Source organism: Nocardioides sp. NPDC101246, assembly GCF_044767415.1.
Taxonomy (GTDB): Bacteria; Actinomycetota; Actinomycetes; order Propionibacteriales; family Nocardioidaceae; genus Nocardioides.
The window spans coordinates 183,816-198,855 of record NZ_JBIWNX010000007.1 but is presented as its reverse complement, the minus strand read 5'-3'; the positions used below and the strand labels follow the sequence as shown (position 1 = coordinate 198,855).

Below are 15,040 nucleotides of genomic sequence, written 5' to 3'. Positions count from 1 at the left end.
CGACACCACGACACGGGACACACGCGCCAACTCGACACCACGACACGAGACACACGCGCCAACTCGACACCACGACACGAGACACACGCGCCAACTCGACACCACGACACGAGACACACGCGCCAACTCGGCGTTACGGCACGAGACAGACGCGCCGACTCGGCATCGCAAGGGATGTCGTGCTGTCAGCAGCTGCGGTGTGCGCTGTGATCGGTCGGTCTATGTGCGTCGGGTGAAGCGGATGTCGCCGTTGGGGAGGCGTTCGTGGAGGTAGGCGGCGTCGTGGGCGCGGTGGTGATGATGGGAGCAGAGCAGGGCGGCGTTGTCGAGGTCGGTGGCGCCGCTTTGGGCCCAGGCGATCCAGTGGTGGGCTTCGGCCCAGGTGCCGGGGATGTCGCAGCCGTCGGCCTCGCAGGTTGCTGATCTGAGCAGGAGGGCTCGGCGTTGGGCGGCGGTGAAGAAGCGTTCCTTGCGGCCCAGGTCAAGCACCTCCGAGTCGCTGCCGAGGACGGCGGGGAGGATGTTCGCGGTGCAGGCCAGGCGCCGGGCCTCGGCCGCGGTGATCGGGCTGCCACCCACGATCTGGGCGATGCCGGCCTCTTTGCGGAGCTGGTCGATGTCGATGGTCACGATCACCGTGGTCGCGTCCCCGCCGTGGATCGGGAGCCGCGATGGGTCGAGGGTCTCCAGCAGCTGGCACAACGCGCGTCCCAGGCGGCGGTCGTAGGGCAGGTACTCGCCGGTCTCGGTGCGGGTCCCGTCATCGCGCCGCGGTGAGGCGAACGCCTCCAGGTTGGTCGCGAGCCGGTCCGCGGCCGCATCCGGGACCACCGCTGTGATCCGGGTGGTGCCATCCCCCAGCCGCCGCATCGCCAGGCGGGTCTTCTTCCGGGCGTGGGCCTCCTCGGCCGCCAGCCGGCGGGCTTCTTCGGCTTCGGCGATCTCGGGGGCGATGACGTCGAGGATCCGGCGGCCGAGGCGGCGGAGCTGGGTGGGGTCAAACCGGGCCGCATAGGCAACCAGCGCTTCTTCTGCCTTGACCCGGATCTCAGGATCGAGATCAGCGGGCAGCTCATCGAGGGCGTTGACGATGACGTGGGCTTGGGCGGGGTTGCAGTCCCCGGCGCGCATCGCGGCCGCCACCAGCCCGTAGGTCCGGTCGAGGGCCTCAGCGAGTCGCAGGTCGGCACGCAGGGTCTCGGGGCGTTGGTGGGTGTGGTGATGTAACCAGGCCGCGACATCACGGGCAGCACTCTGGGCAGCGACGTCTTCGGCGGTGGCGAGGACCCGCAGTTCGAGCTCGGCCAGCTGCGCCTTGGCGCGGGCGATCTCGAGCAGCGTGGTGGCCTTCTGGTCGGTGGCCATGAACACCGGGTTCGCTTCGGCGACCGCCTCGAGCGAGGTGGTGATCGCGACCACGGCCGAGAGCACAGGGTGTTGTGGCTGTTGCAGCGTGGTCATCGAAGCGGTCGCCTCCCGACGTACGAACTCAAGGGTTTCTGCCCGTGCAGAATCCCGGTTGGTTCGCTGGTCTCGGAGGCCCGGCAGTACGGGCTATTACTTACCCTCGCAGCTCAGCGTTCACGCCCCTGGTTCCCCTGGAATACGTCTCACTCGTTGTGTCTCGAGTGGAACGCACGCCTCTTGAAGAGGTGGTCGGCCATCACGTTTACGCCTGCGCCGAGCCTACCACACAAAGCAAAACCCATGAACCCAATCAGGGACAGATATCCCCAACCAAACCCAGACCGCTGCTGGAAGGCGCGCAAGACAGCCAAATGGCACCCCACCCAGACACCCTGGTTCGAAATCTCCCAACCCAGACAACGTATTGGCCCCACCCGCGCTGGAACCCAAGCACGAGACCAAACGGACACACGTCCGCTCCCCCACACCCCCGAAAAGGGCAGCCGAACCCGCTACCCTCTGTCACCGATGACCATGACCGAGATCGGCGCAGCCTACGACAGCCGCGCAGCTGAGTACATCGACCTGTTCGGAACGATCGAGCAGCTCGCCGAGCGCGACCGAGAGACGATCACCACCTGGCGAGACACCACGTCCGGCCGTCTCCTGGACGCCGGCTGCGGCCCCGGGCTCTGGAGCCAGGAGCTCACCACGAGCGGCGTACGCGAGGTGGTCGGCCTTGATGCCTCCGCCGAGTTCGTCGCCGCCGCACGAGCGCGGTATCGAGACGTCAGCTTCCAGCGAGCGGACCTCGCCGCGCTCCCACTGGCTGACCGGTCGATCGGCGGCATCCTGGCGTGGTATTCGATCATCCACACCCCACCAGCCGACCTGCCCGCGATCCTGGGCGAGTTCGCCCGTGTCCTCGCGCCCGGCGGATCCGCGCTGATCGGCTTCTTCGACGGCGAGCCCGGCGAGGCGTTCGACCACGCGGTCCACACCGCCTACTACTGGTCGCCCGAGGCCCTCGGCGACCTGCTCGCCCCGCACGGGTTCACCGTCGCGCAGGCGAGGACGCGACAGGACCCGGATGCGCGCCGCCGCCAGGGTGATCTGGTGGCGACGCGCATCAAGTGACCTGTCAGTGCGCCTCAGTAGTGGCGTACGCAGTCGCGCAGGGTGAGCGCGGTCTCCATGGCCGCCGCGGCGGCCTCGTAGCCCTTGTCCTCGCTGGACCCCTCGAGCCCGGCCCGGTCGAGCGCCTGCTCTTCGTTGTCGCAGGTCAGCAGGCCGAAACCGACCGGGACGACATGGTCGATCGCGACCCGGTTCAGCCCGTCGGTGGCGGCGGAGCAGACGTAGTCGAAGTGCGGGGTGCCGCCGCGGATGACGACGCCCAGCGCGACGATGGCGTCGTAGCCCGACTTGGCGAGCGCGGCCGCGGCGACCGGGAGCTCGAAGGCGCCCGGGACCCGGACGACCGTCAGACCGCCGACGGCGGCGTCCTTCAGGGCACGCTCGGCGCCGTTCAGCAGGCCGGCCATGACCTCGTCGTGCCAGCGCGCGGCCACGACGGCGACCCGCAGGTCGCTCGCGTCGACGACCTCGGGGGCGGGGGCTCCCTTGCCACTCATCGGTTCTCCTCATTCAGATCGCGCCCGGTCAGATCGGGCAGCGCGTGACCCATCCGGTCACGCTTGGTCAGCAGGTAGGCGAGGTTGTGCTCGTTGGGTCGCGGGGTCAGCGGCACCCGCTCGGCGACCTCGACACCGTACGCCTCGAGGTGGCTCACCTTCTCGGGGTTGTTGGTCAGCAGGCGCACCGAGTCGACCTTGAGGTCACGCAGGATCTGCGAGGCGGCGCCGTAGTGGCGCGCGTCGGCAGGCAGACCGAGGTCGAGGTTGGCGTCGACCGTGTCGCGACCGCCGTCCTGGAGCTGGTAGGCCTGCAGCTTGGCGAGCAGCCCGATCCCGCGGCCCTCGTGCCCGCGCAGGTAGACCACCACGCCGCAGCCCGCCTCCGCGATCCGCGAGAGAGCCTCGCGCAGCTGCGGCCCGCAGTCGCAGCGCCGCGACCCGAAGACGTCCCCGGTCAGGCACTCCGAGTGCACGCGCGCGAGCACCGGGTCGCATCCGGCGATGTCGCCGTAGACCAGCGCGACGTGCTCGACCTGGTCGTCGATGGTGCGATAGCCGTACGCGGTGAAGTCACCGAACTCGGTGGGCAGCCGGGTCGCGGCCTTGCGCTCGACCAGCACCTCCGTACGCCGCCGGTAGGTGACCAGGTCGGCGATCGAGATCATCGCCAGACCGTGCTCGTCGGCGAACTCCCGCAGCTGCGGGGCGCGCTGCATGGTGCCGTCGTCGTTGACCAGCTCGACCAGCGCGCCGGCAGGCTCCAGCCCGGCCAGCCGGGTCAGGTCGACCGCGGCCTCGGTGTGACCGACCCGCACCAGCACTCCGCCCTCGCGTGCCCGCAGCGGGAAGACGTGCCCCGGCCGGGTCAGGTCCCCGGCCCCGGAGTGAGGACCGGCGAGCAGCCGGGTCGTGAGCGCCCGGTCGGCGGCCGAGATGCCGGTCGAGACGCCCTCGCGGGCGTCCACCGAGACCGCGTACGCCGTCTGCTTGCGGTCCTCGTTGACACGAGTCATCGGCGGCAGGTCGAGAGCGTCGAGCCGCTCCCCCGGCAGCGCCACGCAGATCACGCCGGAGGACCAGCGGATCGCGAACGCCATCACCTCCGGGGTCGCCAGCTCGGCGGAGAAGATCAGGTCTCCCTCGTTCTCCCGGTCCTCGTCGTCGACGACCACGACCGGCTTCCCGGCCGCCAGGTCGGCGATCGCGTTCTCGACCGGGTCCAGCCGGACCCCCACGTACTGCTCGGCGCCCGATGAATTCAATCCAGTCTCGGTACTGCTGTGCTCGATGTTCACGGCCGAACCCCTCCCAGAAGCTTCTCGACGTGCTTGGCGATGATGTCGGTCTCGAGGTTGACCTCGTCGCCGACGGCCCGGAACCCGAGCGACGTACGCGCCAGGGTCTCGGGGATGAGGCTGACCGTGAACGACTCGTCGCTCACCGAGACGACGGTGAGGCTGATCCCGTCGACCGCGATCGAGCCCTTCTCGACGACATAGCGTGCCAGCTCCGGATCCAGGGAGATCGTGACGACCTCCCAGTGCTCGCTCGGCTCACGCGAGACGACCCGCCCGACCCCGTCGACGTGCCCCTGGACGATGTGCCCACCGAGCCGCGTGGACGGGGTGACCGCGCGCTCCAGGTTGACCCGGTCGCCGGCCGAGAGCGCGTGCAGGCTGGTCCGCTTGAGCGTCTCCAGCATCACGTCGGCGGTCCACTCGTTCTCGTCCAGCGTGGCCACGGTCAGGCAGCAGCCATTGACCGCGATGGAGGCTCCCAGCTCGGCGTCCGACAGCACGGTGGCCGCGGAGATGGTCAGGCGTACGGCGTCGCCCTGGTCCTCGATCCCGGCGACGGTGCCGAGCTCCTCAACAATCCCGGTGAACATCACTGCTCCCCTTTCTGTGGTTCCAGAATGAACCTCACGTTCGGCTCCTCGCCCGGAGCAGCCGGCGCGAGCACGTCGACAGAGCGCACCCGCGGCCGGAAGGCGTCGGAGATGGTGGTGATCCCGAGGTCGGCGACGGCCGAGCGGCCCGCGCCGAGCAGGAACGGGGCGACGTAGACGACGATCTCGTCCACGAGGCCCGCGTCCAGGAAGGCCGCGGCCAGCGTCGGCCCTCCCTCGAGAAAGACATGGCGGCGCTCCCGCTCCCACAAGGCGGCGAGCGCCTCGTGCGGGTCGCGGGTGCGGAGATGAAGAGACGGAGCCTGCGCGTCGAAGATCCGGCGGTCGCTCGGGAGGTCACGCTCCCCCATGACGACCCGCAGAGGCTGTACGCCGACCGGCCGGTCCTCCAGGTCACGCACCGTCAGCGCGGGATCGTCGACCTCGACCGTGTTGGACCCGACCAGCATCGTGTCGGCCAGCGCCCGCAGCTTGTGGGTGTCGAGCCGCGCGGCGCGCGAGGAGACCCAGCGCGAGGTGCCGTCGGCGGCGGCGCTGCGCCCGTCGAGCGTGGTGGCGAACTTCCAGGTGACGTAGGGGCGCTGCAGCTCAGCCGCGCGGGTCCAGACCCGGTTGAGGTCGCGGGACTCCGCGACGTACAGGCCCTGCTCGACGTCGATCCCCGCCTCCTTCAGCCGCTCCGCTCCCCCGGCAGCGACCGGGTTGGGGTCGGCCTGGGCGTAGACGACGCGGGTGACGCCGGCCTCGATCAGCGCCTGGGAGCACGGGCCGGTGCGGCCGGTGTGGTTGCACGGCTCGAGGGTGACCACCGCGGTCGCCCCGCGCGCGGCCTCCTCGGCCTTCGCCAAGGCGTCGACCTCGGCGTGGGGCGTGCCGGGCCCGCGGTGGAACCCCTCGGCGATCATCGAACCGTCCGACCCCAGGAGTACGCAGCCCACCCGAGGGTTCGGATAGGTGGCAGGCCCCGGGGCGCCGATCGCAGCGGCCAGGTCCAGGGCGCGACGCATCGCCCCCGGCACCGGGTCACGCTGGTCCAAGCACTTCATCTGATCCCCTCTGGTCCGTCTCGCGGACTCCGGGGTCAGGCTCGATACATCGCGCCGCACCCTGTCGAATCAGGGTGGTCACGACGAATCGGGCTGCGTGCGTCTTCCCATCCGGACTTTAACCGTCGGTCCAGGAGTTTCACCTGGTCAACCGATGACTGGCTGTCATCGGGTCGCGGACTTCTGGACCTTCGTCCAGTCACCGCCGGCTCGGAATTTCACCGACCCCAGAGCACGCGAGCACAAGCTCGTCTACGCCAAGTGTGCCACACGAGTGGCACGACACCGGATCAGGCGTCGAAGGCTGAGACGGCCTTGTCCCGCAGCGCGTTGACCATCGCGTCCGGGTCCTCGGCCGAGTAGACCGCGGACCCGGCGACGAAGACGTCGGCCCCGGCCTCGGCGCAGCGCTCGATGGTCTCCAGCGAGACGCCACCGTCGACCTGCAGCCAAGTCTCGACACCGTGCTTGTCCATCATCGACCGCGCCCGGCGGATCTTGGGCAGCACCAGATCGAGGAACTTCTGCCCGCCGAAGCCGGGCTCGACGGTCATCAGCAGCACCATGTCGAGCTCGGCCAGCATGTCCTCGTACGGCTCGATCGGGGTCGCCGGCTTGAGCGCCATCGAGGCGCGGGCTCCCTTGGCGCGGATCTCGCGGGCCAACCGGACCGGGGCCTTGGTGGCCTCGACGTGGAAGGTCACCGAGCCACAGCCTGCCTCGACGTAGGCCGGCGCCTCGCGGTCGGCGTTCTCGATCATCAGGTGCGCGTCCAGCGGGACGTCCGTCGACCGCGCGATCGCCTCCACCATCGTCGGCCCGAAGGTCAGGTTCGGCACGAAGTGGTTGTCCATCACGTCGACATGGATCCAGTCGGCGCTGGGGATCCGGGCGACCTCGGCCCCGAGGGCGGCGAAGTCGGCGTTGAGGATGGACGGAGTGATCTGGATGTGGCCCACGGAAGGCACCCTAGATGACCCGGAGCGGTCAGAGGGCAGCCAGGTCGGCGTACGTCATCCCCTCGAGCGTGTCGCGGAAGACCCGGCGCTCGCCGGGGGCGACGGGGACGTGGTTCTCGATGACCAGGACGGTGCAACCGGCCGCCTCGGCCGAGCGGGCGCCGGTGTTGGAGTCCTCGACGGCGACCGTGTCCTGGGCTGCTACGCCGAGCGCCGCGGCCGCGGTGAGGTAGGGCTCGGGATGGGGCTTGCCGTTGCGGACCATGTCACCGGTGACGATCACCTTGAAGGTGCCTTCCGGCAGGTGCTTGAGGATGGGGCCGACGAAGCGGGCGTACGACATCGTCACCAGCGCGCACGGCACCCCGTGCTCGACCAGGTCGGCGAGCAGCTCACGCGCCCCCGGCCGCCACGGGACCTCCTTCTCGACCCGCTCCACCACGCCGTCGAGGAGCATCTCGACGATCTCCTCGGGCTCGTGCGGAAGACCCATCCCCTCCTTGACCAGCCGCGCCGACTCGATCAGCGCATTCCCGACCAGCTCCATCGCCTGCTCCTCGGACCAGGTCGCCCCGTAGCGCTCCGCGATGGCGTACTCCGTCGCGATCCAGTAGGGCTCGGTGTCGACCAGGGTGCCGTCCATGTCCATCAGGACCGCGGCCGGGAAGTGCCTGGACGAACTGCTTGGTGTCTGAGTGGTGTTCAGCGGAGCCTCCGGTGGAGCGAGATCGAGGAGCGATTGCTGGCTCAACCTTAGGGCGCTCGCGAGCCCCGGTCAGAGAAGGTCGGCGATCAGCGCGGCGGCGCGATCGGCGCCGTCGGCCTCCACCGGCCGGCTGAGGCGCCCGCGGCCGATCTCGTCGGCAATCGCTCGCGCGAGCGTGTCGGGGGTGAGGCTGTCGTACTCGAGACAGCGGCCGGCGCCGTACTGCTCGAGCCGGTGTCGGACGTGGATGTTCTGCTCGAAGTGGTCGCGCAGCGGCACGTAGATGAACGGCGTACCGGCGGCGGCCAGCTCCATCGTGGTGGTCAGACCACCCTGCACCACGGCCAGGTCGCAGGCGGCGAGGAGCCGGTAGAGATCAGGGACGAAACCGAGCACCTCGAAGCCGGGACGCGGCCGGACCACGCCCTTGTCCAGACGAGGGCCGGTGACGACGATCATCCGCAGGTCCGGCACAGCTGCGCGGGCAGCGTCGTAGGCCTCCTCCACCCGGCGGAGCAGATCGCTGCCGACGCCCGATCCGCCCACGGTGGCGACACACACGAGCTCGTCGGGGCGCCAGCCGAGCTCGGCACGGAGCCGTGCCCTGTCGGCGATGGAGCCGGGGTCGATGCCGGTGACGTAGCCGCTGAAGTCGTAGTGCCGGGCGGTCCACGACGAGATCTCGGGCAGGTCGTCGCCGAAATGCCCGGGCACGACGTCCCTCGGGTTGCCGACGAAGATCGCTCGATCACGAAGGCGCGGATGGCGCTCGACATGCTCGACCATCTCGGCGTTGTAGTCGGCGGTGACCATGCGGGTCCGGTCGTCGTCACTCGGCATGGGGAGGAAGCCGACGAAGTCGGTCAGCCACACGTACCCGAAGCGCTTGAGCTCGGGGTTCTCATGGAGAAAGTGGTCGACGTCCCACGCCTCGTCGCCGATGACGAGGTCGTAGTGCTCCTCGCGGACGACGTCGTCGAAGACCATGTAGTTGTTGACGAGGATCTCGTCCATGCGCCGGATCGCCTCGAAGACGTGCAGGTCGTGCTCACCGGACTCCTCCTCGATGTGGCGCGACTCGTTGGCGAGCCAGCTGCTGGCAGGGTGGACCCGCTCGCCGGCGGCCTCGAGCACCCGGGTCACCGGGTGCTGGGCGAGCCAGTCGACCTGGAGGTCTTCGTGGTGCCCGCGGAGGGCCTGCGCGATCGCGAGGTCGCGGCGGGCGTGACCCAAACCGATCGGCGAGGAGAGATAGAGGACCTTCTTGCGCCGGCGCGAGGCACGCACCCAGGTGTGGCTCACCGGCGGCCGGGGGTGGACCGCGTCCGCGAAGTCCTTGATCACGTGATTGATCTTCACGGGGTCGCGGCCCACGGGGCCATGACCGCTGCCCTCGAGCAGCATCAGCGACCCTCCGGTGAGCTCGACGAGGCGCTCACTGATCGCCACCGGCCGGATCTGGTCGTCGGTCCCGTGGATCGCGAGGACCGGGCACCGCACGCGGCCGCAGATCTCCTCGACGGAGGCGCACGTCACCCCGTCGCACCCGAGCCGTGCCGCGGTGGAGTCGGCGACGACCTGGGGCGTCGTCTCGTGCGCCCAGGCGATGCAGTCCTCGATCTGCTTGGTCGAGTGCGGCTCGGGGAACATCTTGGCGAAGAAGAACTCGAGGAAGTCGTCGTAGCCGCCCTCGAGCCAGTGGTTCCGGTTGTACTTCGCCCATCCGTCGGTCGTGTCGAGACGAGCGTCCCAGACGAACGCGTCCCGCTCCTGGACGATCGGGAACCCGCAGGCCGCAGCGATCGCGATCAGGCCGGCCACCCTGTCCGGATGGTCCGCGGCGAGGTGCAGGCCCCACGTGACCCCGCAAGAGAGTCCCACGACGACGGCGCGGTCGGTGCCGGTGGCGTCGAGGACGGCGAGGGCGTCCGCGGCGTACGCCTCGTTCGTGTACGCCGCGGCGCCCTCCGGCCGGTCTGACCGGCCGTTGCCGCGCCCGTCGAAGGTCACGACCCGGAAGTGCCGCGCCAGATAGCCGATCTGCGCCTTCCAGAATCGGGCATGGATGATCGTCCAGGTCGGCATCAGCAAGATCGTGCGGTCACCCGCACCTTCCGTCGCTGCGCCGTAGACCTCGTAATGGACCTTGATGCCGTCGGTCTCCACGTAACCGTCGGCGTCGGGCTCGCGTGCCCTCATGGCTCCAGTGTCCCCCGGCCGGGCCCGGTCGCGCCGGACTTCGGCCGGGGGACGGAGCGAAGCAGCCGTCTCGGTCACGGCCGGACCTCGTAGACCCGGTTGAACGGGGTCTCGGAGACGCTCTCGAACCGGTTGAAGCCGGCCGCGATCGTCACGTCGCGGATCCGGGCCGGGCCGGCCTGCGTGCCCAGTGCAAGCCCGACGTCCTGGGCGAGGGAGCTCGGCGTGCAGAGCAGGGTGGAGAACCCGTAGTAGGCGCGGCCGACGGGGCCGAAGTTGTCCTCGACACGGTCGCCCGCGATGGGCTCGACCACCATCCAGGTGCCGTCCTCGGCGAGGGTCTCCCGCACGTGCCGCGCCGCGCCGACCGGATCACCCATGTCGTGGAGGCAGTCGAACATGGTGACCAGGTCGTAGTCGCTGCCGCCGAACACGGAGGCCGGGGCCACCTCGAAACTCACCCGGTCCGCCACCCCCGCGGCGGCGGCGCGCTCGCGGGCGGTCGCGATCGACGCCTCGTGGTAGTCCCACCCGACGAAGCGGGAGTTCGGGAAGGCCTGCGCCATCAGGATCGTCGAGGCGCCGTGGCCGCAGCCCACGTCGGCCGCCGTCGCTCCTCGCTCGAGCTTCTCCACGACGCCGTCGAGCGCGGGAAGCCACTCGGCGATCAGGTGGGCGTTGTAGCTCGGGCGGAAGAATCGCTCGCAGCCGACGTGGACGTCGGCGTCGTGCTCGTGCCATCCGTAGCCGCCGCCGTTGCGCGCGGCCTCGAGGATGTGCGAGGTGTCGTGCACGGTGCCGAGGGCGATCTGGAACATCCCGGGCAGGAAGGCCGGGCTGTCCTCGACGGTCAGCGCCACCGCGTGCTCCGGCGGCAGCGCGTACCGGCCGGTGGCCGGGTCGTAGGTCACGTAGGAACCCGCAGCCTGGGCGTTCAGCCACTCCCGGGCGTACGCCTCGCCGGTGGCGGTCCGCCCGGCGAGCTCGTTCGGCGTGCTCGGCCCGTGGGCCGCGAGGTCGCGGTAGTAACCGAGCTTGTCGCCCATCACCACCAAAGCGGCGTTGAGCGTCGCGCCGACCTCGTCCACCGCGCGGAAGACGAAGGCCATCAGTTTGTCCATGTCGATCTCGACCTCGTTCGTGCCCGGGGTCATGGCGTCATCAGTAGTGGTCATGACGGGAACGCTAGGAATGTTCGGGACATCCTCGCGTCAGGTGCCCCACCTAGTCCTGGCCCGGGTCCCCAACACTGGGTGGACTCGGTCGAACGGCGGACCGGCATCGGGGCCGACTCCTAGGCTCACCACGTGCTCATCGGACGGGAGACCGAGCAGCGGAGGGTGGACCGGCTCGTCGCCGGTGCCAGGATCGGGCGCGGTGGCGCGCTCGCCGTCACCGGCGAGCCCGGGGTCGGCAAGACCGCGCTGATCGACGACGCGCTCGGCCGCCTGGAGGGCGTTCAGGTCCTGCGCGCGACCGGCACGGAGGCGGAGAAGGACCTCGCTTTCGCCGGGCTCCACCTGCTGCTGCGTCCGGCGCTCCACCTCCTCGACGCGCTGCCCGAGCCGCAGGAAGCAGCACTGAGCAGCGCACTCGCGCTCAAGGCAGGGACCGCCGGCGACCGGTTCGCCATCGGCGCCGCCACCCTCGCTCTGCTGTGTCGGTATGCCGAGCAGGCGCCGATCGCCGTGGTCGTCGACGACCTGCAGTGGTTCGATCGACCATCGGCGGAGGCGCTCGCCTTCGCCGCCCGCCGGATCGACGCGGACCCGGCCGTCGTCCTGCTCGCCGGACGGTCCGGAGCATGCGACGACCTCGTCGGCGGCCTCGACGTGCTCGAGCTGTCTGGTCTCGACGCGGCGGCGGCCGGCGACCTCGTGCGTGCCCTCGAGGTCGCTCCACCCACCGACGAGCAGGTGGCCAGGCTGTTCGCCGCGACCGGCGGCAACCCACTCGCTCTCCTCGAGCTCGCCCGCAACATCGAGCTCCTCGATGACCGTGCCCCGGGACTCCCGCCCGCGCTGCCCGCCACGCTCACCGCCGCCTTCTCCCGGCGGCTGGCCGAGCTCGACCCGGGAACCCGGACCGCCCTGCTCGCTGCCGTGGTCGCCAACGGCGACCTCCACCACACGGGCGAGGTCTGCAGACGGCTCGGCCTCCACGTCTCCGGTCTCGGTCCCGCCGAGCGGGCCGGGCTCGTCGTCGTGACGGGCAGCCGGGTCGACGTACGCCACCCGCTCGTGCGCGCGGCCGTCTACAGCGAGGCCGACGAGTCTCTGCGCCGGGTCGTCCATCTCGCCGTCGCCGACCTGCTGCCCGACGACGCGGAGCGGCGGGCGTGGCACCTGGCGGAGGCGACGTGGGGTCCCGATCCTGAGGTGGCCGGCCTGCTCGAGGCCGCCGCCGACAGCGCGGCCGCCCGCACGGCGTACACCGTCGCGAGCACCGCCTACGAGCGGGCGGCGCGGCTGAGCACGGATACCGACCGGTGGCACGTCATGCTGTGCACGGCGGCCGAGGCGGCGTGGACCGGAGGGCTCCACGACCGCGCGGTCGCCCTCCTCGACGAGATCGAGACCCAGTCCGTCCCGGAGCGCACCCGCTCGCGCACCCTGCGGATTCGCGCCCAGATCGCTGCCCGCAGCGGTTCGGTCGCCGATGCCGTCGACATCCTCGAGCGCGCGGCGCCCGATGCGCCCACACCTGACGACGCCGTGTTCCTCCTTGCCGAGGCGCTGCACGCTGCCTTCTACCTGGCCGACGCGGCGGTGTCGACGCGCCTCACCACGTCGCTGACAGGCGCGGTCGCAGCTGCGGGGTCGCCGCGCGCTCGCGCCATCGGGCTCGCCGCGACAGGGATGGCGAAGGTCCTCAGCGGCGAGGGCGGGTTGGCGGAGATCCAGACGTCGGTTCCACTGCTGGCCGCGCACGCCGACCCGGTCGAGCACCCCGAGGCGCTGCCGTGGCTGTTGACGACCCCGTTGTTCCTCCGCGACGCCGAGACCGGTGCCGAGCTGCGCCGGATCGTCGACGACGTGCGCTCCCGCATGGGCGTCGGCCTGCTGCCCAACGTGCTGTTCCACGTCGCCCGGGACCAGGCGACGTCCACAGCCTGGTCCCGGGCGGCAGCCAATTACGAGGAGGCGATCCGGCTCGCCCGGGAGACGGGCCAGGGTACGGACCTCGCCATGTCCCTCGCCGGACTGGCGTGGCTCGAGTCCCGACAGGGTCGGGGCGACGCCTGTCGGGAGCATGCGACCGAGGCCGTCCGCCTGTGCACCCAACGGGGCATCCGGATGGGTGAGGCCTGGTGCCTCTACGCCGTCGGCGACCTCGAGCTCGCTACAGGCGACCCCCGAGCCGCCACAGAGACATTCCTCGATCTCTCGCGACGGCTCCAGGAATGGGGCATCGCCGACCCCGACCTCTCCCCCGGCGCCGAACTGGTGGATGCCCTGCTCCGCCTCGGCCGCCCCGCCGAGGCGGAGGCCGAGGCGCGGCGGTACGCAGCCGCGGCACGCACGAAGGGCCGACCCTGGTCCGTCGCGCGGGCGCACCGGGCGTTGGGCACCGTGGCGGACCATCGGTCCTTCGACGCGCACTTCGAAGCGGCCATCGAACATCATGCGGACACCCGTGACCTCTTCGAGGCCGCGCGGACCCACCTCGCGTACGGCGGTCGGCTCCGGCGGGCCGGACGCCGTGTCGATGCCCGCGCGCACCTGCGCGCGGGGCTCGAGTCCTTCGACGACCTCGGGGCCGAACCGTGGGCCCGGACCACCGCGGCCGAGCTGGAGGCGACGGGCGAGAAGGTGGCGCGTCGGGAGGCCTCGGGAGCGGCGTCCCTGACACCGCAGGAGCTCCAGGTCTCACTGCTCCTCGCCGAGGGTCGCACCACTCGTGAGACCGCGGCCGCGCTCTTCCTCAGCCCGAAGACCGTCGAGTATCACCTGCGGAAGGTCTACACGAAGCTCGACATCCACTCCCGCGCCGAGCTTGCCGAGCAGCTCCTCGGCTCGTGAGAGCCCCTGCTCAACCCCCGTCAGCGGACGTACTCGTCGAAGGTCCGCTGACCGAGGAAGGGGGCGACGTGCTGGGCGAGGATGCCGACGGGGACGGTCTCGCGCTTGAGGACGCCGTACTCCTCGGGCCAGCTGCCGTCGCGGGGCAGCTTGAAGGAGCCCATCAGCATGTCGATCACGGGCAGGTGGATGGCGTAGTTGCGGTCCCAGTAGTCGAGGTGCCGGGCGTGGTGCCAGTGGTGGTAGCGGGGCAGGACGATCAGATATTCGAGAAAGCCGAACCGGATGCCGAGGTTGGCGTGGGCGACGACGGCCTGGATACCGACGAGCACGGCGTACGCGTTGACGACCGAGGTCGAGAAGCCCAGGAACAGCAGCGGCAGCAGCACGATGCTGCGAGTCAGGACGGTCTCGACGAAGTGCACCCGGGAGCCGGCCAGCCAGTCGAGCTCGGGGCTGGAGTGGTGGACCGCGTGGAAGCGCCACAGCACCATGATCCGGTGGTAGCAGCGGTGCAGCACCGCCTGGGCGAGGTCGGCGAGGAAGACCGCGAGCAGGAAGGCTGCCACGAACGGCAGGTCCTGGATCCAGGCCTGCACGCCCGGCACCTTGACCGTCGAGACCACCAGCGAGGTCGAGGTGGTGACCAGGATCAGGATGAGCTGGACGAGTACGTGGCTCATGAAGAAGTAGCAGGCATCGGTGCGCCAGCCGGGCCGGAAGACCGGCACCGGGCGGCGGGCGAAGGCGTGCTCGAGCGGGATGAAGACCAGCGCGGAGAAGAACAGCGCGAGCACGAACCAGTCCAGTCCGAGCGAGAACGGGTTGTCCTTCACCGGGCCGTCGAAGGGGACCTCGGTACCGCCGAGGAGCACGGCCACGGTCGCGCTGCCGACGCCGACGAACGCCATCCGCTTGTGCTGGTCGCGCAGCACCGCGATCGTGCCGGCGAAGAAGGCGGCCGCCAGGCCGACGAGCAGCAGCGTACGCGCGAAGTCCTCGGTGTAGACGGCACGGAACTCGCGGCTGGTGAGCAGCTCGGGGAAGTGGAAGCAGAGCACCGTCGCCAGGCTCAGGACGCCCAGGAAGCACGAGGTGGCAGGGGCGAGCAGATGGTGGCGCAACAGGGACGTGGACATGGCAGAAATTCTGGCC

At 70.4% G+C, this 15,040-nt stretch carries 12 protein-coding genes and 1 riboswitch; of the genes, 2 read left to right on the top strand and 10 right to left on the bottom strand.

Going from position 1 to position 15,040, the window contains the following annotated elements; all coding sequences use genetic code 11:
• Positions 1-219: 219 nt before the first annotated feature.
• Positions 220-1,461 carry a DUF222 domain-containing protein gene (locus ACIRON_RS15160; RefSeq protein WP_402993099.1) on the bottom strand — a complete coding sequence of 414 codons (1,242 nt, stop codon included), beginning with the start codon at positions 1,459-1,461 and terminating at the stop codon, positions 220-222.
• Positions 1,462-1,935: 474 nt separating this feature from the next.
• On the opposite strand from ACIRON_RS15160, the gene ACIRON_RS15155 reads away from it, so the two are divergent.
• The gene (locus tag ACIRON_RS15155; RefSeq protein WP_402993098.1) at positions 1,936-2,544 is read left to right on the top strand and encodes a class I SAM-dependent methyltransferase; all 609 of its coding nucleotides are present in this window, start codon (positions 1,936-1,938) and stop codon (positions 2,542-2,544) included.
• Between the two features lie 14 nt (positions 2,545-2,558).
• On the opposite strand, the gene ribH is transcribed toward ACIRON_RS15155, so the two are convergent.
• The 8 genes from ribH to ACIRON_RS15115 all read right to left on the bottom strand — a co-directional run bounded on the left by ribH (position 2,559) and on the right by ACIRON_RS15115 (position 11,038).
• Entirely contained in the window at positions 2,559-3,041 is a 483-nt protein-coding gene (gene ribH, locus ACIRON_RS15150; RefSeq protein WP_091052926.1) for a 6,7-dimethyl-8-ribityllumazine synthase, read from the bottom strand.
• Positions 3,038-4,333: a bifunctional 3,4-dihydroxy-2-butanone-4-phosphate synthase/GTP cyclohydrolase II gene (locus tag ACIRON_RS15145; protein ID WP_402993240.1), complete on the bottom strand. Its 1,296-nt coding sequence runs from the start codon at positions 4,331-4,333 to the stop codon at positions 3,038-3,040. Before ACIRON_RS15145 ends, ribH begins: the two co-directional genes overlap by 4 nt.
• Before the next feature lie 2 nt (positions 4,334-4,335).
• Positions 4,336-4,932: a riboflavin synthase gene (locus ACIRON_RS15140; RefSeq protein ID WP_402993097.1), complete on the bottom strand. Its 597-nt coding sequence runs from the start codon at positions 4,930-4,932 to the stop codon at positions 4,336-4,338.
• Complete coding sequence (gene ribD / locus ACIRON_RS15135; protein WP_402993096.1) at positions 4,932-5,999, bottom strand: bifunctional diaminohydroxyphosphoribosylaminopyrimidine deaminase/5-amino-6-(5-phosphoribosylamino)uracil reductase RibD; 1,068 nt, start codon at positions 5,997-5,999, stop codon at positions 4,932-4,934. Before ribD ends, ACIRON_RS15140 begins: the two co-directional genes overlap by 1 nt.
• Positions 6,000-6,092: 93 nt before the next feature.
• Positions 6,093-6,239: riboswitch (FMN riboswitch) on the bottom strand.
• A 50-nt stretch (positions 6,240-6,289) separates the two neighbouring features.
• Positions 6,290-6,958 (bottom strand): ribulose-phosphate 3-epimerase, encoded by a 669-nt coding sequence (rpe, locus tag ACIRON_RS15130; protein WP_402993095.1) that lies wholly within the window; start codon positions 6,956-6,958, stop codon positions 6,290-6,292.
• A gap of 28 nt (positions 6,959-6,986) precedes the next feature.
• Positions 6,987-7,607, bottom strand: coding sequence for an HAD family hydrolase (locus tag ACIRON_RS15125; RefSeq protein ID WP_402993238.1), 621 nt, complete (start codon positions 7,605-7,607; stop codon positions 6,987-6,989).
• Between the two features lie 126 nt (positions 7,608-7,733).
• Positions 7,734-9,863: an alpha/beta fold hydrolase gene (locus tag ACIRON_RS15120; RefSeq protein WP_402993094.1), complete on the bottom strand. Its 2,130-nt coding sequence runs from the start codon at positions 9,861-9,863 to the stop codon at positions 7,734-7,736.
• A 74-nt stretch (positions 9,864-9,937) separates the two neighbouring features.
• Entirely contained in the window at positions 9,938-11,038 is a 1,101-nt protein-coding gene (locus ACIRON_RS15115) for a class I SAM-dependent methyltransferase (RefSeq protein WP_402993093.1), read from the bottom strand.
• A gap of 132 nt (positions 11,039-11,170) precedes the next feature.
• Here ACIRON_RS15115 and ACIRON_RS15110 point away from each other — a divergent pair, with 132 nt between their 5' ends.
• Positions 11,171-13,885, top strand: a complete 2,715-nt coding sequence (locus ACIRON_RS15110) for an ATP-binding protein (protein ID WP_402993092.1) — start codon at positions 11,171-11,173, stop codon at positions 13,883-13,885.
• A 20-nt stretch (positions 13,886-13,905) separates the two neighbouring features.
• On the opposite strand, the gene ACIRON_RS15105 is transcribed toward ACIRON_RS15110, so the two are convergent.
• The gene (locus ACIRON_RS15105) at positions 13,906-15,024 is read right to left on the bottom strand and encodes a sterol desaturase family protein (protein ID WP_402993091.1); all 1,119 of its coding nucleotides are present in this window, start codon (positions 15,022-15,024) and stop codon (positions 13,906-13,908) included.
• Positions 15,025-15,040: the final 16 nt, after the last annotated feature.

Bases quoted from the DNA above. Each gene is read 5' to 3' on its own strand.
- ACIRON_RS15160 (WP_402993099.1), bottom strand. From the start codon at position 1,461: ATGACCACGCTGCAACAGCCACAACACCCTGTGCTCTCGGCCGTGGTC.
- ACIRON_RS15155 (WP_402993098.1), top strand. From the start codon at position 1,936: ATGACCATGACCGAGATCGGCGCAGCCTACGACAGCCGCGCAGCTGAG.
- ribH (WP_091052926.1), bottom strand. From the start codon at position 3,041: ATGAGTGGCAAGGGAGCCCCCGCCCCCGAGGTCGTCGACGCGAGCGAC.
- ACIRON_RS15140 (WP_402993097.1), bottom strand. From the start codon at position 4,932: ATGTTCACCGGGATTGTTGAGGAGCTCGGCACCGTCGCCGGGATCGAG.
- ribD (WP_402993096.1), bottom strand. From the start codon at position 5,999: ATGAAGTGCTTGGACCAGCGTGACCCGGTGCCGGGGGCGATGCGTCGC.
- ACIRON_RS15125 (WP_402993238.1), bottom strand. From the start codon at position 7,607: ATGGACATGGACGGCACCCTGGTCGACACCGAGCCCTACTGGATCGCG.
- ACIRON_RS15120 (WP_402993094.1), bottom strand. From the start codon at position 9,863: ATGAGGGCACGCGAGCCCGACGCCGACGGTTACGTGGAGACCGACGGC.
- ACIRON_RS15115 (WP_402993093.1), bottom strand. From the start codon at position 11,038: ATGACCACTACTGATGACGCCATGACCCCGGGCACGAACGAGGTCGAG.
- ACIRON_RS15105 (WP_402993091.1), bottom strand. From the start codon at position 15,024: ATGTCCACGTCCCTGTTGCGCCACCATCTGCTCGCCCCTGCCACCTCG.